Below are 24,946 nucleotides of genomic sequence, written 5' to 3'. Positions count from 1 at the left end.
CATCGGGATGAGCGGGAGTCAGCGACGGTGCCGAAGGCCTACTGGATCACCACCTACCGGTCCATCAGCGACGACAAGAAGGTCGCCGCCTACGCGGAGCTGGCGGGTCCGGCGCTGCGTGCCGCCGGCGGCACGTTCCTGGCGCGCGGCCTGCCGGCGCACGCGTTCGAGTCCGGCGCGCGGGAGCGCACGACGCTGATCGAGTTCGACAGCGTCGACGCCGCGCTCGCCGCCCACGAGACCCCCGCGTACCAGGAGGCGCTGCGGGCCCTCGGCGACGGCGCCGACCGCGACCTGCGCATCATCGAAGCAACGCCCTGACGGCGGGCGACCGGCAAACCCGGGCGGGGCCGGCACGGGGACGGCGACGGAGGTGAGCCGGCCGCACCTCTAGGCTGTCGGAATGCTTGCCCGGCACCTCGCACCCGATCAGTCCGACGGTCCCGGTGGGAGTGCGGGCGGGCCGGGGCGGTGAGGCCGCCCCGGCAACGAGACGCACCGCCGGCCCGGCGATCCGGCCTGGCGGACCGCTGCCGTCAGATCGCCCACTCGCGCGCCTTCGACGTGGTGATCGTCGTGGTCATCATGCTCAACGGGATCGTCCTCGGCTTCGAGACCTACCGCGGCCTCGGGGCGGCGCATCCGGCCCTGCGGTGGATCGAGTGGTTCTTCCGGCTCGTCTTCGTCGTCGAGATCGGGATCCGGGTGCTGGCCTACGGTCGTCGGCCGCAGGACTTCTTCCGGCACGGCTGGAACGTGTTCGACTTCCTGGTGATCGCCAGCATCTTCATTCCCGGCCTGCACGGTGACTCGGCGGTGCTGCGGTTCCTGCGGGTCGCCCGGGTGCTGCGGCTGGTGCGGTTCTCACCCGGGCTGCGCACGATCGTGGCGGCGCTGTGGCGGAGCCTTCCCGGTGTCGCGGGCTTCCTCGCCCTGGCCGCGGTCACCCTCTACGTGTACGGCATGGCCGGCTGGTTGATCTTCGGGGAGCGGTACCCGGAACAGTATGGCGACATCGGCCGCTCGCTGCTGACCCTGTTCGTGCTGCTGTCGCTGGAGACGCTGCCGGATCTGCTCGAGCAGGGCATGGCGGTGTCGCCGTGGACCCTGGTCTACTACGTCAGCTTCGTGCTGATCACGGTGAACCTGCTGCTCAACATCCTGATCGCGGTCATCGTCAACTCCATGGAGGAGGCCCGCCGGCTGGAGATGACCGAGCGGCTGTCGCCGGACTACGACGAGGACGGCGACGGGGTGCCCGACGAGCTCGACCGGATCGCGCTCACCCAACGGTTGGACGACCTGCGCGCCGTCATCGCCGAGCTCGAGCGGGAGCTGCGGATCGACCGCGAGGACGGACACGGCCGACCGCGCCAGCATCGCGAGCGTGCGGGCTGACGCCCTCTCGCGCGCATCCACAAGGAAAGCGGTCGCGCCGGCGATACCGCGCCGGCGCGACCGCTCGTCCGATCAGGACAACTGCAGCCGAGGCTCCAGGATCACCTCGAAGAGCCGGTCCCACGGCAGCTCGACACGCGCCGACTCGAAGCGCGCCAGCGTCGCCGTGAACGTCTTCGCACCCCGCCGGCCCAGCACGATGCGGTGCCCGGCGAAGTGGTCGGCGAAGTACCGCTCGGTCAGCGGCACCAGCCGTTCACGTACCCAGCCGTCGAAGTAGCTCTTCTGGGCGGCGGTGAGGGCCAGCGGGTCCCAGCCCTGCGCCCGCGCGTGCGCGTACGCCTCGACCTGCACGATGTTCTTCCACGGGTCGTCCTTGACGAACCGGTGGAGCAGGTACTCGGCGTGCGCCTGGCCGGGCCCGCGCAGATCGGGCACGCCGTATCCGCTGCCCGGGGAGCGGAGGTACGCCCACCGGGCGGTGCCGTGCCCGAGCGCCAGCCCGAGCGCGTTGCCGCCGGTGTTCCACCCGGAGTACGACAGCAGCGCCGCGAGATCCAGGCCGCTCTCCATCCGGGCGACCAGGTCGTGGTCCGCCTTGTTCACGATCAGCGGGTCCACCACGATGACCGGCGTGCCGGCGGCGAGCAGCGCGCCGATCCGCCCGACGAAGGCGTCCAGGTCGGCGGCCCGCTGCCCGGGTGCCGCCGAGGGGGTGTTCACGGCGAGCACGATGTCCGCGTCGCCGCTCACGACCCGTCCGCCCACGGCGGCCACGTGCCGGCGGATGTTCTCCGCGAACGGGATGCCCTCCAGCTGGGCGGTCCAGTCCTCGCCGGAGACGCCGGCGTACTCGACGCGGTAGGTGGGTGCCGTGCCGGCGGCGATCACCCGCGCGACCAGCAACGCGTCGACCTCGTCGGCGCCGGGGAAGATCTCCACCCGGTCGCCGACGCCGAGTCGGGCGACGAGCGCCTCCAGCTCCACCCGCTCGGCCCGGGCCAGCCCGACCGGCGCGGTGTCGTCCTCGGAGAGCACCAGGTGGCTGATGGTGCCGTCGGCGACCCACTCGATCATCAGCCGGTTGACCTGGTGGTTGCGGGCCCGCGCGGCGAGATAGTCCTCGACGACCTGGTCCGGGATCTGCGCCCGGACGGCGTCGAGCTGGGCCCGCAGCTCCTCCTGCGCGAGGTTCACCACCTGGTCGTAGAGCTTCGCCCAGCTGACCAGCCGGTCGCGGTACGTGTCCAGCGCGGTGCCCGTGCTGGTGATGGCGAGGCGCTGGATCGTGTCGTGCACCTCGATCACCGCACCCGGCCGGGTGGCGCGCAGGCTCCGGATGGCGGCCAGGTTCTCCAGGGCGGCAGCCAGGGTCGGTGCGGCGGTGCGCGAGGCGATCAGGCCGCCGTAGGCGAGCATGCTGACCGAGATCACGTACCCGTCGACGCCGTCCGTGGTGCCGAGCCAGCGGGCGATGGCGGCCCCGTCGCCGGGGGTGAAGAAGCGGCCCAGCAGTTCCCGCGGCGGCAGCCGGACCCGGGCGCCGGCGCTCGCCGCGGTCATCTGCGGGGCGTAGGTGTTGACCGGCCGGTCGTCCAACGGCACCAGTGCCACGGTCGGCTGCCGCTCGGCGGGATCGGCGAAGGCGGGCCGGCCGAGGGCCACGGTGGCCAGCCCGGCCACGCCGGTGGCCAGGAGGGTACGTCTTCTCATGCTCACTCCCTCTTTCCTGGGGCGCTCGCCGCGCGGGGGGTGGCCGGCACGAGCCGGCGGGTGATCCACAGCGGTGAGGTGACGGCGTTGCCCATCACCACCGCGTGCGCACCCGCCTCGAAGGCCCGGCCGATCTGTTCCGTGGTGCGGTACCGCCCTTCGGCGAGCACCGGCACGGGCAGCAGTGCGACGAGTCGCGCCACGAGCCCGAGGTCGGGCCCGTCAGTCGGTGGGCTGGCCGGGGTGTAGCCGGACAGCGTGGTGGCGACGGCGTCCGCGCCGGCCTCGACGGCGGCGACGCCCTCGGCCGCGGTGGAGACGTCGGCCAGGACCAGCGCGTCGGTCCGTCTGCGGATGGCGCGGACCGTGTCGGCGAAGGTGCGTCCGTCCGGTCGGGGGCGGTCGGTGGCGTCGATCGCGACGATGTCCGCCCCGGCCAGCGCCACGTCGAGCGCGTGGGCCGCCGTCGGGGTGATGAAGACGTCCTCGGTGCCGTGCTTGTAGAGCCCGATCACCGGCACGTCGACGGCGGCGCGTACCGCCTTGACGTCGTCCGGTCCGTTGACCCGGACCGCCGCCGCGCCGCCGCGTACCACAGCGGCCGCCACCCGGGCCTGGACGTACGGGTCCCGCATCGGGTCCTCCGGGTCGTCGGGCAGCGGTTGGCAGGACACCACCAGCCCGCCGGCCAGGTCGTCGAGCACGCTCACCGGCTGGTCCCTTCGATGTCGCGGCCGTCCATGGCCAGTCGGGCCGCGCCGACGAGGACGGCGTCGGCGCCCAGCGTGGCGGGCAGCAGCGGAACGTCGGCCCAGCCCGCGGCCAGCTCGGCCGCGTAAGCGGCCGACGCGGCGGGCAGCAGGGTGCCGGCCGCCCCGCCGGACACCAGGACGGCGTCCGGATCGAGCAGGGCCACCAACCCCGCCAGGGCCGCGCCGAGGACGGTTCCGGCCCGGTCCACGACCCGCCGGGCGACCCCGTCGCCGGCCGCCGCGCGGTCCGCCACGGTCCGGCCGGTGACCTGGGCGCCGGTCTCGGTGGCGTACGCGGCGGCCAGCCCGCTGCCCGACGCGATCGCTTCCAGATGCCCGTGCCGGCCGCACCCGCACCGCAGCCGTTCGGCGCCCGGCGCCGGCAGGTGCCCGACCTCGCCGGCGGCGCCGCGGGCACCGGCCTCGACGCGGCCGTTCCGGACGACCGCCCCGCCCAGCCCGGTGCCGACGGCCACCATCAGCACATGCGCGCGGTCCCGTCCGGCGCCGGCCCAGCACTCGCCCAGCGCGGCGGCGTTCACGTCGTTGGTGACCCGCACGGGTCGACCCAGCCGGGCGGCCAGTGCGCCGGCGACCGGGGTGCCGGTCCAGCCGGGCAGGCTGTCGGTGGCGTACCGGATGCTGCCCGTCGTGGGATCGACCGTGCCGGCGGTGCCCACCCCCACCGGACCGGCGGCCGCGCCGACCAGGTCGGCGGCCAGCCGCGCGGCGGCGTCCAGCACCGCCTCGGGCCCGGACCGGGCGGGGGTGGGCGCCTCACGGCGCTGAAGCACCCGCCCGGACCGGTCGACCAGCGCGGCCGCCGTCTTGGTGCCGCCGATGTCGATGCCGACAAGCGGTGTCGTCATCCCTTGAGGCCGGTGTGCGCGAGGCCCTCGACGAACTGCTTCTGCGCGATGACGAACACCACGAGGACCGGCAGCGCGGTCATCGACGCCGCGGCCAGCTGGACGTCCCACATCGGGCCGCCGTAGGCGTCGACGAACTGGGTGAGCGCCTGGGGCAGGGTGAACTTCTCGGGAGAGGAGAGGAACACGATCGGTTCCAGGTAGAGGTTCCAGCTGTGCAGGAAGGTGAAGATGGCCACCGCCCCCAGCGCCTGCCGTGACAGCGGCAGGGCGATCCGCCAGAAGGTGGCGAAGCGGCCCAGCCCGTCGACCCGGGCCGCCTCCTCCAGCTCACCGGGGAGGCTGATGAAGAACTGCCGCATGATGAACGTCGCCAGCACGCTCGGCGCGCCGAAGATCGGCACCAGGATCAGCGGCCAGTGGGTGTCGACCAGGCCCAGCTTGAAGAACATCTGGAACAGCGGCACGATCGTCACCTCGCTGGGGATGAGCAGGCCCGCGAGGACGACCAGGAACAACACGTTCTGGCCGCGGAACCGGATGCGCGCGAAGGCGTACCCGGCCAGCGCCGACACGGCCAGGGTGCCGACCGTGACCACAAGCGCGATGTAGAGGCTGTTCAGGTACTGCTGCCCGAACGGCTGCAACTCGAACACCCGCCGGTAGGCGTCGAGCCGCGGGTTGGTCGGCAGCAGATCCGGCGGGAAGGCGAAGATGTCCGCCACCGGCTTCAGCGACGAGGTGACCATCCACCACGTCGGGAAGACGAACGGGATCGCCAGGACCAGCAGCGCACCGTAGAGCACCAGCTTGGTCCGCCGCGACAGGTCACGACTCATGGAAGACCCACCTCTTGCGCATCTGCCACTGCAGCACGGTGAGGGCGAGCACGATGGCGAACAGCACGATCGACAGCGTGGCGCCGTAGCCGAAGTGATGGAACTGGAAGGCCTGCTGGTACAGGTAGTAGACGAGGACCGTCGTCGAGGTGCCGGGCCCGCCCTGGGTGAGCACCGCGATCTGCGCGAAGACCTGCAGCGACCCGACCACCGTGATGATCGAGGTGAGCAGGATCGTCGGGCTGATCAGCGGGACCGTGATCCGCCAGAACTGCCGCAGCCGGCTCGCCCCGTCCACCTCCGCGGCCTCGTACAGCTCGGCCGGCACGCCCTGCAGGGCGGCCAGGAACAGCACCATGTTCAGGCCGACGTTCTTGAACACCTGCACGACGATGACCGACACCATCGCCGTGCCCTCGCCGCGCAGCCAGTTCGGCCCGTCCACGCCGACGGTGTCGAGCAGGCTGTTCAGCCCGCCGTTGTCCTGCAGCAGGAAGCCCCACACGATGGTCCAGGCCACCAGCGAGACCACCACGGGGGAGAAGAACAGCGTGCGGAACAGGATCGTGCCCCGCAGTTTCTGGTTGAGCAGGACGGCCAGCAGCAACGCCAGGCCGAGGTTGAGCACCACCAGGCCGACCGAGAACAGCCCGGTGGCGCGCAGCACCGGGCCGAGGTTGGGATCGTCGGCGAGGGCCTGGTAGTTGTCGGTGCCGACGAATTCGAAGGTCCCGGCGAGCACGTTCCACTCGTGGAGGCTGTACCAGACCACGAGGACCAGCGGCAGGATCACGAAGACGGCGCTGCCGAGCAGCTGCGGGGTGATGAACAGGTAACCGGTGAGCTGGTCCCGGCGGCGGGTGGTCCAGAACGGCCGGGCCGGGCCCGGGGCGGGCCCGGCAGCGGCCGGGCCCACCCTGGTGTCCGTCTGGGTCATGATCGTCGGCCCTACTTCGCCAGCAGCGGCTGGATCTTGCCGCAGACGCCGTCGAGCACGGCCTTGACGTCGGCGTTCGGCTGCCACAGCGGGTCGAGGCCGGCGCGGACCTGCTGGCTCAGCTCGGCCTGACCGGCGTGGCTGGGCTTCACGACGCCGTTGGTGATGCCGTCGATGACGACCTTCTGCAGCTGCTCTGGCTTGAGCTTCGGGTTCGTCTTGGCGAGCGTCTCGGCGGTCAGCTGCGACTGCCGCGGCGGCGGGAAGAACTGGGCGAGCTTCGCCGAGTTCGTGGGGTTGGTGAGGAAGGCCAGGAAGTCGCCCGCCTCCTTGGCGTGCGGGCTCTTCTTCATGACCCCGATGCCGGCCTGGCCGACCACCGCGTAGTTCCCCTTCGGCCCGGCCGGCAGCGGCACCAGGTCCCACCCGAAGCCGCCGTCCTTCAGCAGCGAGGCGCGGGAGATCTGGGTGATCGTCATGGCGGAGTCACCGGCGAAGAAGTCGGCCGTCGTGCCCGGGCCGGGCAGCGCCTTCTGGGTGAAGGTGGCCTTGTGCAGGGTGGTCATGGCGTCGACCATCTCGGGGCTGTTGAAGCCGCAGGTCTTCCCGTCCTCGCTCCAGGCCTGGGCGCCCCACCCGGTCCAGAAGGTGGACAGGTTGTCCCAGCCCTTGTAGTCGAAGTCCCGGATGACCAGACCGGCCTTGCCGGACTTCGCCGCCGTCGCCGCGGCGGTCGCCAGGGCGTTGTCCCAGGTCCACTGCCCGGCCGCGATCAGCTCGGCCGGGGTCTTCTGCCCGGCCTTCTTGACCATGTCGGTGTTGACGAAGACCCCGAACGGCGAGGTCGAGAAGGGGTACGCGTACAGCTTCCCGCCGTTCTGCCAGAGCTTGAGGGTGGCAGGGGAGAGGTCCTCGTACTGGTAACCCTCGGCCTTCTTGAGCGTGTCGTCCAGCGGCAGCAGCGCGCCCGAGGCGACGAAGTCGGGGGCGGAGTTCTCGAACACCCACGCGAGGTCCGGCGCGTTCCCGCCGGCGATCTGCGTGGTCAGGGTGGTCGTGTAGTTCTCGAACGGCAGCGGGTCGAACTTGATCTCGGCGACGTCCGGGTGGCTCTTGCGGTACTCGTCGGCGATCTCGTTGAACAGCTTGAGGTGTGCCTCGTTGGCCGACCAGACGGTCATCCGCAGCTTCGCCGGGCCGCTGTCGCCGCCGTCGCCACCGCCGCCGCAGGCGGTCAGGGCGAGCGCGCCGGCCAGCGCGACGGCGACGCCGCGCAGAGCCTTTCCTGCTCTCACAATCTTCTCCTCACCGGGGGTGTGTTCAGTAGCCCGCGATCTGCGGCCAGCGCTGTTCCACGCCGGCCGCCGTCAGGCGGTCCTGGAAGTCGGCCAGCAGACGGGGGGTGTTGCGGACCGCACGCGGAGACTCGCCCCGCGCCAGACAGAAGTCGGCGAGCAGGCCGGCGACCTCGCCGACGTTCCACTCGACCGGGTGCAGCCGGTAGCTGCCGTTGGTGACGTGGGTGGTGCCGATGTTCTTGCCGGCCGGCAGCAGGTTCTCCATCCGCCGCGGGATCAGCGCGCCGAGCGGGATCTCGAACGGGCACGAGCCGACATCGATGTAGTTGTCGCCGCCGGTCGACGGATGCAGGTCGATCCGGTACATGCCCACGCCCACCGCGTCCGGGTAGCTGACCGCGCCGTGGTCGCCCCGTACCGCCAGGGACAGGTCCTGCTCGACGACGGTGTACTCGGCCCGGATCCGGCGGGACTCGCGGATGTACGGGGCCTGGGCCAGGCCGTCGGAGCTGCCGGTCACGTCGCCGCGCAGCCGCAGGCCGGGGAAACCGGTGCCGCCGTCGGGCCGGGGCGCCTCCGTCTGCAGCCAGTAGAGCACCGAGTACGACAGCTCGCGCGCCTTGGCCAGGTGCCACGACGCGTTCGGCACGTCGATGACCGGACCCTCGAAGTAGTCGATCATCGGCCAGTTGACCAGCGTGATGTCGCTGCCGTACGCGCCGTCGGTGAAGTTGCGCCGCGCGGCGATCCGCCGGAACGTCCACAGGTTGCCGTCACCCGGGTTGACGCGCTGGTCGGCGTTGACGGTCAACGGGTCGTCGTCCGGGTTGGGGGTGAAGCTGCGCTCGACGATCTCCAGCGTGCGCGGGTGCGGCGACTTCCAGGACAGCAGCCGGTCACCCCAGAAGTCGGGCTTGTAGTCGCGCCAGAAGTCGTACCCCGCCGGGCGGTCGATGGTGTGATCACCGTCGACGTGGTCGATGGCGAAGCAGACCGACACCGCCTGCATGTTCATGGGCTGCGCCTCGGCCGGGGCGCTCGGCTCACCGGTCTCGGCCTGCGACTCGAACCCGGTGACGTACTCGGTGCCGGTCAGCGGCAGCAACTCGCCGGTCTCGGTGGCGTCCAGGACGTACGGCGCGACGACGTCGATCCGCTCGTCCCGGTCGCGGTGCGCCAGCGTCACCCCGGTCACCCGGTCCCCGTCGGTCTCGGCGGCGACCGGCCGGTACGGCTGCAGCACCCGCAGCTGGCCCGCACCGCGGTACGGGGCGAGCATCTGTTCGAGGACGGCGACGGCCACCCGCGGCTCGTGGCAGATGCGGCTCACCCAACCCGCGCCCGGGTTGAGGTCGCGCCAGGCCCGGGACCGTTCGGTCAACGGGTAGTGGCGACGGTAGTAGTCGCGGATGCCGTCGCGCAGCGCCCGGTAGCTGGCGGTGGCGCCGAACAGCTCGATCCAGGAGTGTTCGTCCGGCGGGACGGCCTGGCTGGTGAGCTGCCCGCCGAGCCAGTCGAACTCCTCGGTCAGGATGACGGACCGGCCGGCCCGGGCCGCGGCGAGCGCCGCGGCGACACCGCCCAGTCCGCCCCCGACGACGAGGACGTCCGCACGCATGATTGCCACTTGCTTCCTTCCAGTTGCGCGGCCGACCGCTCAGCGTCGGTCGACCGCCGGATCAGGGGTGCCGAGAGTGCTGCCCTCGACGAGTTCGCAGGGGAGAAGTCGCTGCTGGAGGCCGCCGGCGCTGCCGTCGATGACGCCGGTCAGCACCTCGACCGACTGCCGGCCCATCTCCTCGCGGGGGATGCGGAACCCGGTGAACAGGATGTCGGTGGGGACGGGAACGGTCGGGTCCCCGAGGGTCACGATCGACAGGTCGCCGGGCACGGTCAGGCCGCGCCGGCGGGCGGCCGACTCCAGCGCCACCGCCGTGGCGAAGTCCTCCACGAAGGCCACCGTGCTGCCGTCGGCCAGCAGGTCGTCGAGGGTCGCGTCGGCCGCCCCGGGCACCGCGGACACCTGGCGGGCGCTCTCCGCGGTGGTCGCGGCGGCCACGAAACCCTGGCGCCGGTCCTGCGAGGACTCGGCCGTCATGCCCATGCCCACGTACGTGAGGCGGCGGTGACCGCGCCGCAGCGCCGCCTCGACGAGCCGGGCCACCGCGGAGGTGTAGTCGGCGCCGACGTAGGGGACCGGCCCGCCGGCGTCGTCGCGGCGCCCGACGGCGACGTACGGGTAGCCGTCACCGTTGAGCCGGTGCAGCTCCGCGCCGGGGATCTCGCGCCCGAGCAGGATGCAGCCGTCGGCCAGGCGTAGCCGGTTGTCCTGGTGGAAGATGCGTCGCCGACCGTCCACCACCGGCGCGCTGGTGAACAGCAGCAGGTCGCAGCCGACCCGCTCGGCGTACTCCTCGATGCCGAGCAGGAACGGGTGAAAGAAGTCCCGGCTGCCGCTGGGGAAGGCGGGCTCGTAGGTGAAGACGCCGATGATCCGGTTGAACCGCGAGGCGAGGCGGCGGGCCACGGGGTCGGCCGCGTACCCGGTCTCGGCGATGACCCGCAACACCCGGTCCCGGGTCTCCGGGGCGATGCGCACCTCGGCGTCGGTCCGGTTGTTGAGCACCAGCGACACGGTCGCCTGACTGACACCGGCCATGCGCGCGATGTCACGTTGGGTGACGCGTCTGGGGGGAGCGGTCACGTCGGGTCCTTCCGGTGCGGCTAATGCGTATTAGCGCTCGGCGATGGGAAGGAGCCTGGCGGGTGGACCGGCCCGTGTCAAGAGGTGGCCGCAAGATTTCGACGGGATGAACCCGCTGGAGTAATGCGCATTAGCGGTCGAGCCCTCCGGTGGCTTCGTTCGCGGCCAGGCGGATTGGCGGAGTGCCGGACCGCCTCTTGACAGGAACCCCGCCGGGCGCGCAACATTCGAGAAACATAGATGCTAATACGTATTAGCTCGGCGGCGCCGCAGGGCCTCCGCCGATCGATGTCCCCTGTGTTCTTACTGAGAGTCACCCCAAGCCGCTCGGCCGCCGACGGCCGGGCGCGCCGTCTTGTGCCCGCCTGGCCGGCCCCGTGCCCGGCGCCGTCGCTCGCGAGCCGTCCACAGCGTCCGATCGAACCGACAGAAGAGGAAGCCGCATGACGAGACCATCCGCCCCGTCGTCCCGACGCGCCGTCCTGGCGACCGCCAGTGCCGGCCTGCTCGTCGCCGCCATGGCCGGTGCCGCGCCGGCCGCCGCCGATCCCGGCCTCGACTTCCCCCAGTTCGCCTACCAGGGGACCGCGTTCGACAAGAGCACCCTCGCCTACAACCCGACGAACGAGTTCATCTTCCCGAGTGTCATCCGGGCCGCCGACTACTTCCCCAACCCGCTCGGCACCTACTACCTGTACTACGCGCCGCACGAGCGTCCCGGCGGGATCGCCCTGGCGTACGCCGACTCGATCGACGGCCCGTGGACCGAGTACGACGCGAACCCGCTGATCGGCAACACCTGGCTGCCGTACTACACCACCGTCAGCCACATCTCCTCACCGCACGCCGTGTGGATCGAGGGCGAGCGCAAGCTCTTCCTCTACTTCCACGGCGAGAACTCGATCACCCGGTACGCGACCTCCGACGACGGCATCCACTTCAGCTACGGCGGCACCGCGGTCAGCCGCAACGAGACGACCGGCGGGGAGACCTCCTACGCCCGGGTGTTCGAACAGTCCGTGCCCCGCCTGGGCACGCGCTACCTGATGGTCTTCATGGACAATCCCACGGGTGGGGCGCCCGGCCCCACCGGGCCGGTGTCCCGCCGGATCCGCTGGGCGGTCTCGAACGACGCGCGCAACTGGGCCATGCAGCCCGAACCGATCGTCACCCCGCAGGGCATCGAAGGCCCGAACGCCTCGGGACCGTTCTTCCTGCGGTGGAACGACCGCAACCTGGTGATCTACCACGCCGCCGACGGCAACATGCACGCGGTGGACGTGGGGGAGGACTTCGACCAGGAGGTCCACCTCGGCATGGTGCACGACTCGATGTCCGCCGCGCCCGACCTCGGCCGCTCGGCCGCGCCGACGTTCTACTTCGACGGGCGGACCGCGCACATGTACTACGAGGCCGGCGGCCGGCTCACCGCGACCATCGGGCACGCCACCGCCACCCTGGCGGACCCGCTGCCGGCGCGGCAGCTCGACTGTGTGGCGGACCGGCCGGTCCTGTGGCCGCCGAACCACGAGCTGGTCGACGTCAACGTGACCGTGGACCTGCACGACGGCGTGCTCGGCCCGCACGCGTTCACCCTGACCGGCGTGACCGGGGGTGACGCCGCGGACATCAGCGGCTTCGCCACCGGTGCGCCGGACACGAGCGGCCAGCTGCGGGCCGAACGGGCCGGGAACGGCGGGGACCGGGTGTACCACCTCACGTACGCCGGTCACGACGAGATCGGACGACCGGTCGGCTGCACCGTCACCGTCACCGTCCCGCACGACGAGGGAAGCAACTAGTCGCCGGTGGTGCCCCGCCGACCGGCGGGGCACCACCCTCGGGCACGTCCCGCCCAGCGGAGGAAGGCGCCCACCGCCGGAAAGAACTTCCAGCTCCGGGTTCCGCGCGGAAGGATTTCTTTCGGTCTATGCCGTTGGTACTGTGCTGCCGTGCCGCCCCCGCTTACCGTCAGCGCCCCACCGGATGGCCGCGCGCCGACCACAGAGTCCACACGCTCCACCGCCAGACGAAGGGACCCCGCGCGCTTCGCCGAGTCCGGCCTCAGGTGGCTGCTGCTGCTGCCGTCGGTCGTGGTCTTCGCCCTGTTCGTGTTCTGGCCGCTGGGGCGCACCCTCTACCTGTCCGTGCACGGCAACGACCTCTTCGGCGCCCCGTCGGTCTACGTCGGCGCCGAGCACTACCGGGAGATGCTGTCCGCCGAGTTCGGCAAGGTGCTGGCCACCACAGGCCTGTTCACGTTGTTCTCCGTCGTGCCGGCCGTCCTGGGCGCGCTGTTCGTGGTGCTGCTGCTGGAGGCGCGCATCCGCGGCGTACGGGTGCTGCGCACCGCGTTCGCGCTGCCGTTCGCCTTCTCGGTGGCGACCGCGTCGGTCGTCTTCGCCGTCATCTACAACCCGGCGATCGGCGTGGCGAACGGCCTGCTCGGATCCCTCGGGATCGACCGGGTCAACTGGCTCACCGACCCGTCGATCGCGCTGCCCGCCGTCTGCGCCGCGACGGTGTGGATGAACTTCGGTTACAACGTCCTCGTGCTCTCCGCCGGCGTCGCGGCGATCTCGCCCGAGGTGGTCGAGGCGGCGCGGCTCGACGGCGCGACCGGCTGGCGGCTGGCCTCCCGGATCACCGTGCCGCTGCTCTCACCACAGCTGTTCTTCCTCGTCGTGGTGTCCACCATCCACGCGTTGCAGAGCTTCGGACAGATCCACATCCTGACCAGGGGCGGCCCGGACCAGGCCACGACGACGCTTGTCTACTCGATCTACGAGAAGGCGTTCGCCTTCGGGTCCTCCGACTTCGGATCAGCCAGCGCTCAGGCCGTCGTGCTGCTGGTCGTCATGCTCGGCTGCACGGCCGTCCAGTTCGGCATCCTCGAGCGGCGGGTCCACTACCGATGAAAAAGTTCAGCTTCGGCACAGCCGCCGTCTACGTCGTGCTGGGCCTGGCCGCGATCCCGGTCCTGTTCCCCATCTACTACGGCTTCGTCGGCGCCGTGATGGGCCCCGGCGACCTGGCGACCTACCCGCCCGCGCTGGTGCCGCATGAGCTCCACTGGCAGAACATCAGCGACGTCTTCCGCGCGGTGCCGCTCGGTCGCTTCTACATCAACTCCGCCGTCCAGGCCGGTGCCATCACGGTGGCCCAGATCGTCACCAGCGTCCTGGCCGCGTACGCCTTCGCGTTCCTCCGCCTGCCGGCGAAGGCGGCGACCTTCGCGCTGTTCCTCGCCACCCTCATGGTGCCGTGGGAGGCGATCATCATCCCCAACTACCTGGCCATCTCCGGCTGGGGTCTGGCGCGGGGTGGATTGACCTACCTCGGTCTCGTGCTGCCCTTCCTCGCCTCGGCGTTCGGCACGTTCCTGCTGCGTCAGGCCTTCCTGCAGTTCCCGACCGAGCTGCGGGACGCCGCGGTGATCGACGGCTGCGGTCACTGGCGCCTGCTGTGGCGGGTCATCGTGCCCCTGTCCAAGCCGTCGATCGCGGCGGTCGGGGTCTACGTCTTCCTCTCGGCGTGGAACCAGTACTTCTGGCCGCTGATCCTGATCCGCGACTCCCGGTTCCAGACGCTGCAGATCGGCATCTCCCAGCTCAACGACGCCGAGGTGGCGCAACCGGGCCTGGTCCTCGCCGGCGTCGCGCTGTCCCTGCTTCCCACGCTGGCCGTCGTGCTCTTCGGCCAGCGCTACATCGTTCGCGGCCTCACCGCCGGCGCGCTGCGTTAACTCGTGAAGAGGAGAGAACCCGTGAGACACCCCAGGCTCCGCCGGAGCATGACGGCATTCGTCGCCCTGGTAGCCGCCGCCGCCCTGACGGCGTGCGGTGATTCCGGGTCCGGCACCGATTCCGGCAAGGACGCGCTCGAAGCGCCCGGCGCGGAGGTGCTCGAGAAGGCCACCGACAAGACCACCATCGAGTTCTGGCACGGGATGAAGGGCGCCAACGCCGCGGCGATCGACAAGCTGGTCGCCGACTTCAACGCCCAGAGCGGCGGCAAGGTCGAGGTCAAGCCCATCTTCCAGGGCAACTACGACGAGACGATCGCGAAGTACAAGGCCTCGGTGCAGCAGAAGAACACCCCGGCGCTGGTGCAGATCTACGACATCGGCTCCCGCTTCATGGTCGATTCGAAGCAGACCGTGCCGATGTACAAGTTCATCGACAAGGACAAGTTCAACGCCGGCGACATCGAACCCAACATCGCCAACTACTACTCGATCGACGGCAAGCTCCAGTCGATGCCGTTCAACACCTCCACCCCGCTGCTCTACCTCAACAAGGAAGCCTTCGTGAAGGCCGGCCTCGACCCGACGAAGCCGCCGCAGAACCTCGACGAGATCGGGGAGATGGCGAAGAAGTTGACCGTCAAGGACGCCGGCGGCAAGACCGTCCAGTACGGCTTCGGCGCCGCCATCTACGGCTGGCTGGTGGAGCAGCTGATCGCCACCGACGGCAAGGAGTACTGCGACAACGGCAACGGCCGCAAGGGCCTCGCCACGAAGGTGCAGTTCGACCAGGAGACCGGCGTGCGCGTCGCGCAGTGGTGGGCCGACCTGGTGAAGGGCGGCTACGCGACGAACACCGGCCGCAAGACCGACGACGCCCAGGCCGCCTTCAAGGCCGGCACGGTGGCGATGCACCTGGAGTCCACGGGCGCCATGCGTGGCTACATCGACGCGGCCAAGGGCAAGTTCACCGTGCTCACCGCGCCGTACCCGAAGGCGAGCAGCTCGGCGACGGGCGGGCCGATCATCGGTGGCGCCTCGCTGTGGATCAACGGCGTCGGGCACAGCGACAAGGAGAAGCGGGCCGCCTGGGAGTTCGTGAAGTTCGCCGTGCGCGCGGACCAGCAGGCCAAGTGGCACACCGGCACCGGGTACGTGCCGGTCAACGCCAAGGCGCTCGACGAGCAGATCGACAAGGACTGGGTGGCGCAGTACCCGCAGTTCAAGACCGCCGTGGACCAGCTGCACGCGCTGCCGCCGTCGGTCGCCTCGGCCGGCTGTCTGCTCGGCGTGATGCCGCAGGCCCGCAAGGCGGCCGAGGACGGCCTGGAGGCGGCGATCGTCGGTAGCAAGCCGGCCGACCAGGCCATGAAGGACGCCGCGGCTAGCGTGCAGGCCGCGATCGACAGCTACAACAAGTCGGTCAGCTGACCACCGCACCACCGCCGAGGGAACGCCTCGGCGAAGAGGGGCCGGCTCTACGGAGCCGGCCCCTCTTCCGCTCAGATGATGTAGGCGTAGAGGTCCACGATGGTGCCGTCGGCGCGGTGCAACCCGGCGGAGTCGCCGCTCGTGCCGTTCCAGACCGCGGTGGTGCGCCCGTTGTGGTAGGTGGTCGCGTCGTCGGTGCCCGGCCCGGTGTGCACCCGCAGCCGCCCGCCGGGTGGAATGACGTAGCCGTCGCCCACCACGATCCGGTCGGACGCCTGGTTGCGCAGGTACCAGCCGCTGACGTCCACCGGCTGGTCGGAGACGTTGCGCAGGACGACGTGCACGCCGGGGGAGTGGTAGCTGATGTCCTCGACGACCACGCCCGCCGCACCGGGCACGTGGTCGAGGCCGCTCAGCATGTCCCGCAGGGCGTACGGGTAGTTGGTGATCATGCCGTCGACGCCGAGGTCGAGGGCCCACCGCCAGAGCTCCGGCGAGTCGACCGTCCACGGCACCAGGGCCATGCCCGCCTCGATGACCCGGGCCGCGTCCTCGGGCCGTAGCCGGCGGATGTCCGGGTTGACCGAGAAGATCCAGCCGGCGAGGTCCGTCAGCCGCCCGCCCGCCGGCACGTCGTAGGTGATCAGCGAGACCGGGACGTCGGGCAGTTGGGTGTGGAAGTCCCGGAGGGCCGGCTCGTCGAAGGACCCGACGATCAGCGGCTGTCGGCCTGCGCCCGGCTCGATCCAGTCCCGACGCCGGCGTAGCCGGGCGACGACCGCCCGCGCCAGCCCGGGATTCACCGCGGGCGACTTCAGCTCCAGGTTCAGGCCGATCCGTCCCCCGACCAGGTCGAGCAGTTCGTCGAAGGTGAGGATCTGCTGGCCGCGGAACTCGGCCTCGTACCAGCCCCCGGCGTCAAGCTTCTTCAGCTCGGCGAGGGTGAAGTCGTGCACGTTCCAGGGCGCCCGGTCCGCGAATGCCAGCCGGGCGTCGGTGGTGCGGGGGAGCGTCACGTCGTGGATGATCACCAGCTCCCCGTCGGCGCTGAGCTGCACGTCGGTCTCGACGTAGTCGGCGCCCCCGGCGATCGCGCGCTCGAAGGCAGCCGCGGTGTTCTCCGGCGCCGTCCCCGACGATCCCCGGTGCGCATACGTCGCGGCGCGCCTGCCGTTACGGCTGACCGACGGTGTGGTGCCCTCCCGGGGAACGGGCACCGCCGGCCCTGCCTGAAGGCCGGGCCTTGATGACGGACTCGTGCTCATGCAAGAACTCCCTGAGACCGGTGCCGACGCCGCCGGCCACCGCGGACTCTAACCGAGATCCAGCTGGCGAATCACCAGCGCAATGTGCGTGCCGCTCACGCGAGGCGCCACTTCCGGGTCAATCCGGCGCTTCGTCAGCAGCTCACCTGATCCGGATGAGGCAGGCTCACCCGCCGTTAACGGGAGGCTGTCGGCAAGGCACGCCGATATGAACCTGAGCGCGAATGAGGTCAGAGTTCCGTAACTGGGGGTTCGACCGGATCCGGTGGGAGGAGATTCAGTTGGAGTACCAGGACTTCATCAATGCAGTGGCCACGCGGGCGAAGGTGTCCACCGATCAGGCGGCCACCGTCACCCGCGCGACGTTGGAGGCATTGGCAGATCGGATCAGTGCCGGCCAGGCCGAGAACCTTGCCTACCAGCTTCCCGGCGGGCTTGACGACTGCCTGCGCAAACCGCTCAGACAGGACCAGGTCAAGGCGTCGCTCGGGTTCGACGATTTCGTGCAGCGGGTGGCGGATCGCCCGGAGGTCGACCGTGCGCTCGCCGATGCCGGCGTCGGCGCGGTGCTCACCACGCTGCGTGAGGCCGTCACCCGCGACGAGTTCGAGAACGCGGTGGCCCAGCTTCCGAAGGAGTTCCGGCAGGCGATCGAACCGGTGGGTGCCGGCGGTGGGCGGCGCCCCGGCTCGTAGCACGCGCACCGTCGAGAGGGGAGCAGGAGTGCCGGCCGGCCGGTTGTCTGGTGAGCAGCCGGCCGGCCGGCGCATCCATCCGCTGGGCCATGGCCGTCGCCCCTCCCTTGAAGCGGTTGCGACACGGTGGCGCCCTTGACGGTGTACGGCGTACACCCTACTCTCGTCGTAGGTGTACGCCGTACACCTGCTCGCCGGGGGCGGTGTCGCCAACTGCGCCGAGGACCAGAAGACGAAGGGACGTGCCGTGACCACTTCGGCCAGACGAGAATGGCTGGTACCCGTCGGCCTGATCATGCTCAGCGCCGTTCCCGTGATCGCCGGTGCCGCCCGCACCGCCGAGCTGGCCGGCGGTGCGACGGTCACCCCGGACAACGCCCGGTTCTTCGCCTCGCCCGCACCCGTGCTGGTGCACATCATCGGCGCCAGCCTGTACTGCCTCCTGGGCGCGTTCCAGTTCGCCCCGAACCTCCGCCGCCGCCGGCCCGGCTGGCACCGCACCACCGGCCGGTTGCTGATCCCCTGCGGGCTCGCCGCCGCCCTGTCGGGCCTGTGGATGGCGCTGTTCTATCCGCGACCGCCCGCCGACGACGTGCTGGTGACCCCGATCCGGCTCGTCTTCGGCACGGCCATGGTCTGTTGCATCGTCCTCGGCGTCGCCGCCGTCCGGGGTCGGGACATCGCCCGCCACCGCGCCTGGATGGCCCGCGGCTACGCAATCGGACTCGGCGCGGGCACCCAGGTGCTGACCCACCTGCCCTGGATGCTGCTGGCCGGTCAGCCGGGCGGGCTCGTGCGGGTGCTGCTGATGACGGCCGGCTGGGTGATCAACCTGGCCGTCGTCGAGTGGGCGCTGCGCAGACGGCCGGCCAAGCCCCTCCGTGGCGTCCCACACGGAGCGAGCGGTTCTGCCCCGGGACAAACGGCCTCGACAGGCATCCTCGCCGCGCCATAGCGTTTGGGCGATCGAGGACGCGAGAGGGGCACAACATGGCGGGGGCAGCAGCCAGTCTGACGCAGGATGAGGCGCGCGAACGTGCCGCGCTGCTCGAGGTCGAGAGGTACGACGTCGACGTCGACCTCACCGGCATGCTGACGGGGGATGAGTTCCGCGCGACCTCGAGAATCACCTTTCGCTGCCGGACGCCCGGCTCGGAGACGTTTGTCGACTGTGTCGCCGAGGTCGAAGCGGCCACGCTCAACGGCGAGTCGATCGGCCCGGACAGCGTCCGGGACGGCCGCATCGTCCTGGCCGGCTTGACCGGGCGGAACACTCTCGTCGTCACGTCCGTGCAGCGCCAGACCGACCGTGGGTCGGGGGTGCACCGTGCGGTCGACCCGTCGGATGGCCTGGTCTACGTCTGGACGACCTTCGAGCCCGACGACGCCCGCCGGGCCTGGGCCTGCTTCGACCAGCCCGACCTGAAGGCGCCCTTCGCGATCACCGTCACCGCGCCGGCCGACTGGACGGTGCTGAGCAACTCCGGTGACGCCACGGTGAGTGAACCGTCGGACGGTGCCCGGACCTGGGCCTTCCCGGACACGCCACCGATGTCGACGTACATCCCGGTCGTCAACGCTGGACCGCTCCACGAGCTGCGCGCGTCGCGAGGCGGCTACGACCTGGGCCTGTACGCGCGCAGGTCGCTGGCGTCGATGCTCGAGCGGGACGCGGAGGAGTTGTTCGCCATCACGGCGGCAGGGCTGGCCTTCTACGGGGAGCGGTTCATGTTGCCGTTCCCGCAGCGCCGCTACGACCAGGTGTTCATGCCCGAGTTCGGCGGTGCCATGGAGAACTACGGCTGCGTGACGTGGTCGGACGTCTTCGTCTACCGGGAGCCGCCCACGTTCGTGGAGCGGCAGCTGCGGGCCCAGGTCCTGCTGCACGAGATGGCGCACATGTGGTTCGGCGACATGGTGACGATGCGTTGGTGGGACGACCTGTGGCTCAACGAGTCCTTCGCCGACTGGGCCTGTGCCTGGTCCGCGGCGAACGCCACGGAGTTCACCGGCATCTGGACCACGTTCCTCGCGAACGACAAGCAGTCCGCCTACCTCGCCGACAAGGCCCCGACCACGCATCCGATCAGGCAGCCGATCGCCGACACCGACGCGGCCGCCGCCACCTTCGACGCGATCACCTATCCCAAGGGTGCGAGCGTGCTCAAGCAGCTCGTCGCGTACGTCGGTGAAGACCGGTTCGTCGAGGGGCTGCGGGCGTACTTCCGCAAGCACGTCTGGGGGAATGCCACGCTGGAGGACCTCTTCGCGGAACTCGAGAGCGTGAGCGGGCGCGACCTGGCGTCCTGGCGCAAGACCTGGCTGGAGACCTCGGGGACCGACCGGCTCACGCTGGAGCGCCATGGCGACACCGTGGCACTCCGTGCGGTCGGACCCGACCGGGCCGAGCCGCGACCGCATGTGCTGCGGATCGGGCTGTACGACCGCCGGGAGGACGCCTTCACGCTCCGCGGGTCCGTCCCCGTGGAGGTCCGCGGAGAGCTCACCCCGCTCTCGCTCGACCAGGCGGATCTCGTTCTGCTCAACGACGACGACCTGACGTTCGCCTCGGTCCGGCCGGAGCCCTCGGCCCTCCGCACCCTGGTCGACCGCTCCGGCGTACTTCCGACCGCGATGGCGCGGATGCTGGCGGTGACCACGGTCTGGGACATGCTCACCACCGGGGAGGTCACCACCGAGGACTTCGTTCGCTGTGCCACCGGGGCGCTGCTGCGGGAGTCGACGGACGCGGTTCTGGAGCCGCTGTTGACGCTCGCGGTGCGGGCGGGGGAGTACTGGTCGCCGGACAGCGCCCGGAACGCGCTGCTCGCCTCGATCGCGGACGCCTGTCTCGCCCTGGCCGCTGATCCGGCCCGGGAGCAGGTCGCGCTGCGAACGCTGGCCCGGACCGCCACCACGCCGCAGCAGTTGTCGCAGCTCGAGGAGCGGGCGACCACGCCGGACCTGAGGTGGCGAAGGTTGTCCCGGCTGGCCGAACTCGGGAGGGTCGATCTGGCCGAGGTCGACGCCCTGGAGCGCGCGGACCCCAATCCCGACGCCTGGATCAAGGCCCTGCTGGTGCGGGCGGCGCAACCCACTCCAGAGGCCAAGCAGGCAGCCTGGGAGACGCTGGTCGAGCAGCGGCGGGTGCCTGCGGGGATGATGCGGGAGGCGGGTCGTGCCTTCTGGCGCCCGTCAGCGGGAGACGTGCTCCGTCCCTTCGCGGACGCCTACATCGCGGCGGTGCCCTCGATGCACGAGGGCGGCATGCTGTGGGCGCTGGTGTTGTCGTCGGGGATGTTCCCGGCGGTCGGGGTGGACGGGTCGGTGGCCGACCGGCTAGAGGAGACGGCGGATCGCGCGGGCGTCAGCGCCCTGGTGTCGAAGAACGTGCGGGAGCGCGTCGACGAGCTGCGCCGGATGCTGCGGGCTCGACGCGGGTAGGACGCCGAGCGCCTGCCGGCAATCGGCGCGCCGGCGACCGACCTTCGGCGTGGACGACGGACGTTGTCATTCCGGCGAGATCCGGGGTGCGGCCGCCGGTGGCGGCTGCAGCTCGTCGAGCGGCACGTCGGGGTCGGCCAGTCGGGCGAGGTCGACCGGGTGAGCCGCCGCGACGAGCCGCCGGATCGACGGGACGACGTCCCACACGTTGACGTTCATGCCGGCCAGCACCCGCCCGTCGGCGGTCCAGAAGGCGATGAACTCGCGCTTGGCGACGTCGCCGCGGACGACGACCCGGTCGAACGCCCCGGGCGGGGCGTGTCCGACGTACTCCATGCCCAGGTCGTACTGGTCGGTGTAGAAGTAGGGCAGGTCGTCGTGGCTGACTTCCTGTCCGAGCATGGATCGGGCCGCCGCGGCGCCGCCGTGGAGCGCGGTGGCCCAGTGCTCGACGCGCAGGCGCCGGCGCAACACGCGGTGGTAGGCGTTGGCCACGTCACCGGCGGCGTGGATGTCCGGGTCGGCGGTGCGCAGGGAGGAGTCGACGAGGATTCCGTTCTCGACGGCGAGGCCGGCCGCCGTCGCCAGTTCGGTGTTCGGCCGTACGCCCACGGCCACCACCACGGCGTCGGCGGGCAGGTCGGTGCCGTCGGCCAGGAGGACCGAGGAGACGCGACCGGTGCCGCGGATCTCGCGGACCTCGGCGTCGAAGTGGAACGTGACGCCGTGGTCCCGGTGCAGGTTGGCGAACACCCGGGCGATCTCGTCGCCGAGCACCCGGCGCAGCGGCAGCGCGGCCGTCTCGACGACGTCGACGGTGGCGCCGCGCTGCCGGGCGGCGGCGGCGACCTCCAGGCCGATCCACCCCGCTCCGACGATCACGATGTGCGCGCCGTCGACCAGCGCCGCGCCGATGCGGCGGCTGTCGGCAAGGGTACGCAGCCGCAGCACCCCGTCCAGGCCGACGCCGGGCGCCGCGAGGTCGCGGGGCGTGGCGCCGGTGGTCAGCAGCAGCTTGTCGTACCGGATGTGCTGGCCGTCGGCGAGCCGGACCTCCCCGACGGACCGGTCGACGGCGACGGCGCGGGCGGCGGTGCGCAGGTCGACGTCGTGCTCGGCGTACCACCCGGCCTCGTGCACGTACACGCTGTCGGGTTCGGCGCCGCCGGTCAGCAGGCCCTTGGACAGTGGTGGCCGCTCGTACGGTCGCTCGGGCTCGTCGCCGATCACGACGACGCCGCCGTCGAAGCCCTCCTCCCGCAGCGTCTGCGCGGCCCGCGCGCCGGCGAGCCCGGCGCCCACGATCACGAACGTGCCGGTTTTCGACATCGGTCCAGCTCCTTTCGGGGTACGTCGATCAGCGGGGGCCGACCCCGGCCAGGGTGAAGAACTCGGCGCGCGAGCGGTGGTCGTCGCGCAGGGTGCCGAGCAGGGTCGAGGTGATGGTGCTGCTGCCGACGGCCTGGACGCCGCGCAGCGTCATGCAGAGGTGTTCCGCTTCGATGACCACACCGACCCCGCGCGGGCGCAGGTGGCTGGTCAGCCAGTCGGCGATCTGTTTGGTCAGGCGCTCCTGGACCTGCGGGCCGTGGGCGAACAGCTCGACGACCCGGGCCAGTTTGGACAGCCCGAGGATGCGTTCGCCGGGCAGGTAGCCGACGTGGGCGACGCCGACGAACGGCAGCAGGTGGTGTTCGCAGACCGATCGGATCGGGATGGCCCGGGCCAGCACCAGCTCGTCGTAGCCCTCGTCGTTGTCGAAGGTGGTCAGCTGGAACTCGCGCGGGGTGAGCAGCTCGGCGTAGGCGCGGGCCATCCGGCCCGGGGTGTCGGCGAGCCCGTCGGCGGAGAGGTCCACGCCGAGCGCGGCCAGGAACTCCGCCGCCGCCCGTTCGGCGGCGGCCGGGTCGCGGCGGGGGCGCTGGTGCTGCACGTGCAGTGCGGCGATGCCCATCAGCAGCTCTCCTTGTCTTCGCTGGGGAAGCCCGGATGCCCGGCCCGATCGGTCGCACGGGACCCCGAAGGGGATTTCCACCAACGCTCATTGGTGTTATCGATCATGCTGCCCCAGCGCGCCCAGAATTTCAATAGCGAATGCTGGTGATAATCTCGGAGCCGTGAGCACGGGGGAGCGCTGGAGCGCGATGGCCGCGCTCGTCGACCGGTCCCGACGGGCGCTGTACGACTACGTGTGCCGGGCCGACCACCCCGTCACCCGGGAGGAGGCGGCCGAGGCGCACGGCATGTCGCGCAACCTCACCGCGTTCCACCTCGACAAGCTCGTCGAGTCCGGGCTGCTGCGGGCCCGCTACGAGACACCGGCCGACCAGCCCCGCGGGCGTGGCCGGACGCCGAAGGTCTACGAGGCGGCGGGCGACGGCGTGGCGATCACCGTTCCCGAGCGGCGCTACGAACTCATCGCCGAGATCCTCGCCGACGCGGTCGCCGACGACCCGCACGACGCCCCCGAGGCGGCACGGCGGCACGCCCGGCAGCGGGGCCGGGAGATCGGAGCACGGGTACGCGACGCCGGCGAGGACCTCGTCGCCGTGCTCGACGGTCTCGGCTTCGAACCCGAGACGCTCAACGACCATGTGCTGCTGCGCAACTGTCCGTTCCACGCCCTCGCCAGCCGGCAGACCGCCCTGGTGTGCGGGCTCAACCACGCGTTCCTCGCCGGCATGGTCGACGCTGCCGGCCGTGCCGACCTGCTGCCCCGGCTCGCGCCACGTCCCGGCGCCTGCTGCGTCCGGTTGGACGGCGTACCGGACCGGTAGGCGCGCCTCCGGACAGGCGCCGGTCACCGTGAGCTGCGGACCGCGCGGCACCTGGCACCCATCAGCCCTGCGCGAAGGTTGCCGGGCGATGGAGGAAAGGCGGTCGCTGCGGTGTGCGGCCCGCCCCTCCGGGTACCCGCAGGGCCCGTGCACCAGCTCAGGGGGAGGCGCGCATGAGCGACGCGATCGGGTATTCGGGCCGGGGTGGGCGTAGCGGCAGCCCGACGGACCGTCTGGCGCAGGACGTGGCGGACGTCGTCCGCGAGGAGATCCACGCCGTCCGCGGGCAGCTGACCGAGGCGGCTCGACCGGCCGGGCTGGGGATCGTGCTGCTGGCTGCCGCGGGCGGTTGCCTGGTCCTGGGCGCCGGTGCCGCGTCCACCACGGTCCTGCGGATGCTGGAGGCGTTCCTGCCTCGCCGGCTGGCTTCCGCGGGCCTCACCGCGGGCTACCTGGCCACCGCGGCGGTTTTCGGTCGGATGGGGCTGGAGCAGCTGCGTGTGGCAGGTGGCCCTTCAGCCCGGCTCGCTGACGAGGTGCGGGACAGGGTGTCGTCGACCGCCTCCCGGGTGGTCCCGGCCGGCACCCACGCCGCCCGGGACGAACTGGGCCGGTAACCAGGACCGGAAGCGAGGGGTGCCATGCCGGACAAACACGAGCAGGCCGAGCAGATGCGCGACGATGTGCCGTCGACCGTCGCGCGCTCGGACGACAAGGCGGTCCGCACGTACAAGAAGACGCTGGAGGCGGCCGAGGAGAGCTACGGCGACGGGGAGCGGGCGCACCGCACGGCGTTCGCGTCGCTGAAGCACACCCACGAGAAGGTCGGCGACCACTGGGAGCCCAAGGAACACAAGGGGCCGTCGGACCCGCAGGCGGCGCTGGGCACCCCGGCCTCCCGCGAGCGGACCCGCCCGACCGCCCAGGGGGTCGACGCCAACGCCAGCACCGGGCACCTCGAGGACGTGGCCCGCCGGGTCGGCGTCGACGATCCGCAGAATCTGGACCGGGACGAGCTGGTCCGGGCCATCGAGAAGGCCAACGCCCGGGCCACCGCCCGGGCCCGGCGGAAGTGACCG

At 71.3% G+C, this 24,946-nt stretch carries 23 protein-coding genes; 12 read left to right on the top strand and 11 right to left on the bottom strand.

Annotated elements, in window-relative coordinates; all coding sequences use genetic code 11:
* The first annotated feature begins 27 nt into the window (after positions 1 to 27).
* Positions 28 to 321 (top strand): DUF1330 domain-containing protein, encoded by a 294-nt coding sequence (locus ACW0Q9_RS00280; protein WP_456177474.1) that lies wholly within the window; start codon positions 28 to 30, stop codon positions 319 to 321.
* A 246-nt stretch (positions 322 to 567) separates the two neighbouring features.
* Entirely contained in the window at positions 568 to 1,398 is an 831-nt protein-coding gene (locus ACW0Q9_RS00275) for an ion transporter (RefSeq protein WP_456177472.1), read from the top strand.
* Positions 1,399 to 1,470: 72 nt separating this feature from the next.
* Here ACW0Q9_RS00275 and ACW0Q9_RS00270 read toward each other — a convergent pair whose 3' ends face one another.
* Genes ACW0Q9_RS00270 through ACW0Q9_RS00235 form a run of 8 tightly spaced genes read right to left on the bottom strand, consistent with a single transcriptional unit; the run spans position 1,471 to position 10,510 of the window.
* The gene (locus ACW0Q9_RS00270; protein WP_456177470.1) at positions 1,471 to 3,111 is read right to left on the bottom strand and encodes a DUF4127 family protein; all 1,641 of its coding nucleotides are present in this window, start codon (positions 3,109 to 3,111) and stop codon (positions 1,471 to 1,473) included.
* 2 nt (positions 3,112 to 3,113) lie between these two features.
* A complete protein-coding gene (locus ACW0Q9_RS00265; protein ID WP_456177469.1) occupies positions 3,114 to 3,821 on the bottom strand; it encodes an N-acetylmannosamine-6-phosphate 2-epimerase in 708 nt (235 codons plus the stop codon).
* The gene (locus ACW0Q9_RS00260; protein ID WP_456177467.1) at positions 3,818 to 4,732 is read right to left on the bottom strand and encodes an ROK family protein; all 915 of its coding nucleotides are present in this window, start codon (positions 4,730 to 4,732) and stop codon (positions 3,818 to 3,820) included. The genes ACW0Q9_RS00265 and ACW0Q9_RS00260 overlap by 4 nt, the downstream gene beginning before the upstream one ends.
* Positions 4,729 to 5,571 (bottom strand): carbohydrate ABC transporter permease, encoded by an 843-nt coding sequence (locus ACW0Q9_RS00255; RefSeq protein WP_456177465.1) that lies wholly within the window; start codon positions 5,569 to 5,571, stop codon positions 4,729 to 4,731. The genes ACW0Q9_RS00260 and ACW0Q9_RS00255 overlap by 4 nt, the downstream gene beginning before the upstream one ends.
* Positions 5,561 to 6,508 carry a carbohydrate ABC transporter permease gene (locus tag ACW0Q9_RS00250; RefSeq protein ID WP_456177463.1) on the bottom strand — a complete coding sequence of 316 codons (948 nt, stop codon included), beginning with the start codon at positions 6,506 to 6,508 and terminating at the stop codon, positions 5,561 to 5,563. Before ACW0Q9_RS00250 ends, ACW0Q9_RS00255 begins: the two co-directional genes overlap by 11 nt.
* A gap of 11 nt (positions 6,509 to 6,519) precedes the next feature.
* Positions 6,520 to 7,803 (bottom strand): ABC transporter substrate-binding protein, encoded by a 1,284-nt coding sequence (locus ACW0Q9_RS00245; RefSeq protein WP_456177461.1) that lies wholly within the window; start codon positions 7,801 to 7,803, stop codon positions 6,520 to 6,522.
* A 25-nt stretch (positions 7,804 to 7,828) separates the two neighbouring features.
* Positions 7,829 to 9,424, bottom strand: coding sequence for an FAD-dependent oxidoreductase (locus ACW0Q9_RS00240; RefSeq protein WP_456177460.1), 1,596 nt, complete (start codon positions 9,422 to 9,424; stop codon positions 7,829 to 7,831).
* A gap of 39 nt (positions 9,425 to 9,463) precedes the next feature.
* The gene (locus ACW0Q9_RS00235) at positions 9,464 to 10,510 is read right to left on the bottom strand and encodes a LacI family DNA-binding transcriptional regulator (protein ID WP_456177459.1); all 1,047 of its coding nucleotides are present in this window, start codon (positions 10,508 to 10,510) and stop codon (positions 9,464 to 9,466) included.
* A gap of 443 nt (positions 10,511 to 10,953) precedes the next feature.
* Here ACW0Q9_RS00235 and ACW0Q9_RS00230 point away from each other — a divergent pair, with 443 nt between their 5' ends.
* The 4 genes from ACW0Q9_RS00230 to ACW0Q9_RS00215 all read left to right on the top strand — a co-directional run bounded on the left by ACW0Q9_RS00230 (position 10,954) and on the right by ACW0Q9_RS00215 (position 15,686).
* Positions 10,954 to 12,312: a hypothetical protein gene (locus tag ACW0Q9_RS00230; protein WP_456177457.1), complete on the top strand. Its 1,359-nt coding sequence runs from the start codon at positions 10,954 to 10,956 to the stop codon at positions 12,310 to 12,312.
* A 150-nt stretch (positions 12,313 to 12,462) separates the two neighbouring features.
* A complete protein-coding gene (locus ACW0Q9_RS00225; protein ID WP_456177456.1) occupies positions 12,463 to 13,428 on the top strand; it encodes a carbohydrate ABC transporter permease in 966 nt (321 codons plus the stop codon).
* Entirely contained in the window at positions 13,425 to 14,255 is an 831-nt protein-coding gene (locus tag ACW0Q9_RS00220; RefSeq protein ID WP_456177454.1) for a carbohydrate ABC transporter permease, read from the top strand. The genes ACW0Q9_RS00225 and ACW0Q9_RS00220 overlap by 4 nt, the downstream gene beginning before the upstream one ends.
* 48 nt (positions 14,256 to 14,303) lie before the next feature.
* Positions 14,304 to 15,686 (top strand): ABC transporter substrate-binding protein, encoded by a 1,383-nt coding sequence (locus tag ACW0Q9_RS00215; protein ID WP_456177452.1) that lies wholly within the window; start codon positions 14,304 to 14,306, stop codon positions 15,684 to 15,686.
* Between the two features lie 71 nt (positions 15,687 to 15,757).
* On the opposite strand, the gene ACW0Q9_RS00210 is transcribed toward ACW0Q9_RS00215, so the two are convergent.
* Positions 15,758 to 16,903 (bottom strand): glycerophosphodiester phosphodiesterase family protein, encoded by a 1,146-nt coding sequence (locus ACW0Q9_RS00210; RefSeq protein ID WP_456177450.1) that lies wholly within the window; start codon positions 16,901 to 16,903, stop codon positions 15,758 to 15,760.
* A gap of 329 nt (positions 16,904 to 17,232) precedes the next feature.
* Here ACW0Q9_RS00210 and ACW0Q9_RS00205 point away from each other — a divergent pair, with 329 nt between their 5' ends.
* From ACW0Q9_RS00205 to pepN, 3 genes are all read left to right on the top strand, one after another.
* Complete coding sequence (locus ACW0Q9_RS00205) at positions 17,233 to 17,646, top strand: DUF2267 domain-containing protein (protein WP_456177448.1); 414 nt, start codon at positions 17,233 to 17,235, stop codon at positions 17,644 to 17,646.
* 295 nt (positions 17,647 to 17,941) lie between these two features.
* Positions 17,942 to 18,601, top strand: a complete 660-nt coding sequence (locus tag ACW0Q9_RS00200; RefSeq protein WP_456177543.1) for a DUF2306 domain-containing protein — start codon at positions 17,942 to 17,944, stop codon at positions 18,599 to 18,601.
* A 35-nt stretch (positions 18,602 to 18,636) separates the two neighbouring features.
* Positions 18,637 to 21,090 carry an aminopeptidase N gene (pepN, locus tag ACW0Q9_RS00195; protein WP_456177446.1) on the top strand — a complete coding sequence of 818 codons (2,454 nt, stop codon included), beginning with the start codon at positions 18,637 to 18,639 and terminating at the stop codon, positions 21,088 to 21,090.
* Between the two features lie 66 nt (positions 21,091 to 21,156).
* Here the strand turns inward: pepN and ACW0Q9_RS00190 are convergent, their stop codons facing one another.
* Positions 21,157 to 22,419 carry an NAD(P)/FAD-dependent oxidoreductase gene (locus ACW0Q9_RS00190; RefSeq protein ID WP_456177444.1) on the bottom strand — a complete coding sequence of 421 codons (1,263 nt, stop codon included), beginning with the start codon at positions 22,417 to 22,419 and terminating at the stop codon, positions 21,157 to 21,159.
* A 28-nt stretch (positions 22,420 to 22,447) separates the two neighbouring features.
* Positions 22,448 to 23,044, bottom strand: coding sequence for a GTP cyclohydrolase I FolE (folE, locus tag ACW0Q9_RS00185; protein WP_456177442.1), 597 nt, complete (start codon positions 23,042 to 23,044; stop codon positions 22,448 to 22,450).
* Between the two features lie 163 nt (positions 23,045 to 23,207).
* Between folE and ACW0Q9_RS00180 the strand changes: the two genes are divergently transcribed.
* The 3 genes from ACW0Q9_RS00180 (at position 23,208) to ACW0Q9_RS00170 (ending at position 24,943) form a co-directional block, all read left to right on the top strand.
* Complete coding sequence (locus tag ACW0Q9_RS00180) at positions 23,208 to 23,867, top strand: helix-turn-helix transcriptional regulator (protein WP_456177440.1); 660 nt, start codon at positions 23,208 to 23,210, stop codon at positions 23,865 to 23,867.
* A gap of 173 nt (positions 23,868 to 24,040) precedes the next feature.
* A complete protein-coding gene (locus ACW0Q9_RS00175; RefSeq protein WP_456177439.1) occupies positions 24,041 to 24,484 on the top strand; it encodes a phage holin family protein in 444 nt (147 codons plus the stop codon).
* Positions 24,485 to 24,508: 24 nt separating this feature from the next.
* Positions 24,509 to 24,943, top strand: a complete 435-nt coding sequence (locus tag ACW0Q9_RS00170; protein WP_456177437.1) for a ChaB family protein — start codon at positions 24,509 to 24,511, stop codon at positions 24,941 to 24,943.
* Positions 24,944 to 24,946: the final 3 nt, after the last annotated feature.

Source organism: Micromonospora sp. I033, from assembly GCF_053890995.1.
The sequence above is the reverse complement of the archived record's forward strand: the minus strand, read 5'-3'. Positions and strand labels throughout refer to the sequence as shown.

Excerpts from the sequence above, each read along its gene's own strand:
- ACW0Q9_RS00260 (WP_456177467.1), bottom strand. The coding sequence starts at position 4,732 with ATGACGACACCGCTTGTCGGCATCGACATCGGCGGCACCAAGACGGCG.
- ACW0Q9_RS00230 (WP_456177457.1), top strand. The coding sequence starts at position 10,954 with ATGACGAGACCATCCGCCCCGTCGTCCCGACGCGCCGTCCTGGCGACC.
- ACW0Q9_RS00200 (WP_456177543.1), top strand. The coding sequence starts at position 17,942 with ATGCTCAGCGCCGTTCCCGTGATCGCCGGTGCCGCCCGCACCGCCGAG.
- ACW0Q9_RS00215 (WP_456177452.1), top strand. The coding sequence starts at position 14,304 with ATGACGGCATTCGTCGCCCTGGTAGCCGCCGCCGCCCTGACGGCGTGC.
- ACW0Q9_RS00270 (WP_456177470.1), bottom strand. The coding sequence starts at position 3,111 with ATGAGAAGACGTACCCTCCTGGCCACCGGCGTGGCCGGGCTGGCCACC.
- ACW0Q9_RS00190 (WP_456177444.1), bottom strand. The coding sequence starts at position 22,419 with ATGTCGAAAACCGGCACGTTCGTGATCGTGGGCGCCGGGCTCGCCGGC.
- ACW0Q9_RS00255 (WP_456177465.1), bottom strand. The coding sequence starts at position 5,571 with ATGAGTCGTGACCTGTCGCGGCGGACCAAGCTGGTGCTCTACGGTGCG.
- pepN (WP_456177446.1), top strand. The coding sequence starts at position 18,637 with ATGGCGGGGGCAGCAGCCAGTCTGACGCAGGATGAGGCGCGCGAACGT.
- ACW0Q9_RS00170 (WP_456177437.1), top strand. The coding sequence starts at position 24,509 with ATGCCGGACAAACACGAGCAGGCCGAGCAGATGCGCGACGATGTGCCG.
- ACW0Q9_RS00220 (WP_456177454.1), top strand. The coding sequence starts at position 13,425 with ATGAAAAAGTTCAGCTTCGGCACAGCCGCCGTCTACGTCGTGCTGGGC.
- folE (WP_456177442.1), bottom strand. The coding sequence starts at position 23,044 with ATGGGCATCGCCGCACTGCACGTGCAGCACCAGCGCCCCCGCCGCGAC.
- ACW0Q9_RS00250 (WP_456177463.1), bottom strand. The coding sequence starts at position 6,508 with ATGACCCAGACGGACACCAGGGTGGGCCCGGCCGCTGCCGGGCCCGCC.
- ACW0Q9_RS00175 (WP_456177439.1), top strand. The coding sequence starts at position 24,041 with ATGAGCGACGCGATCGGGTATTCGGGCCGGGGTGGGCGTAGCGGCAGC.
- ACW0Q9_RS00240 (WP_456177460.1), bottom strand. The coding sequence starts at position 9,424 with ATGCGTGCGGACGTCCTCGTCGTCGGGGGCGGACTGGGCGGTGTCGCC.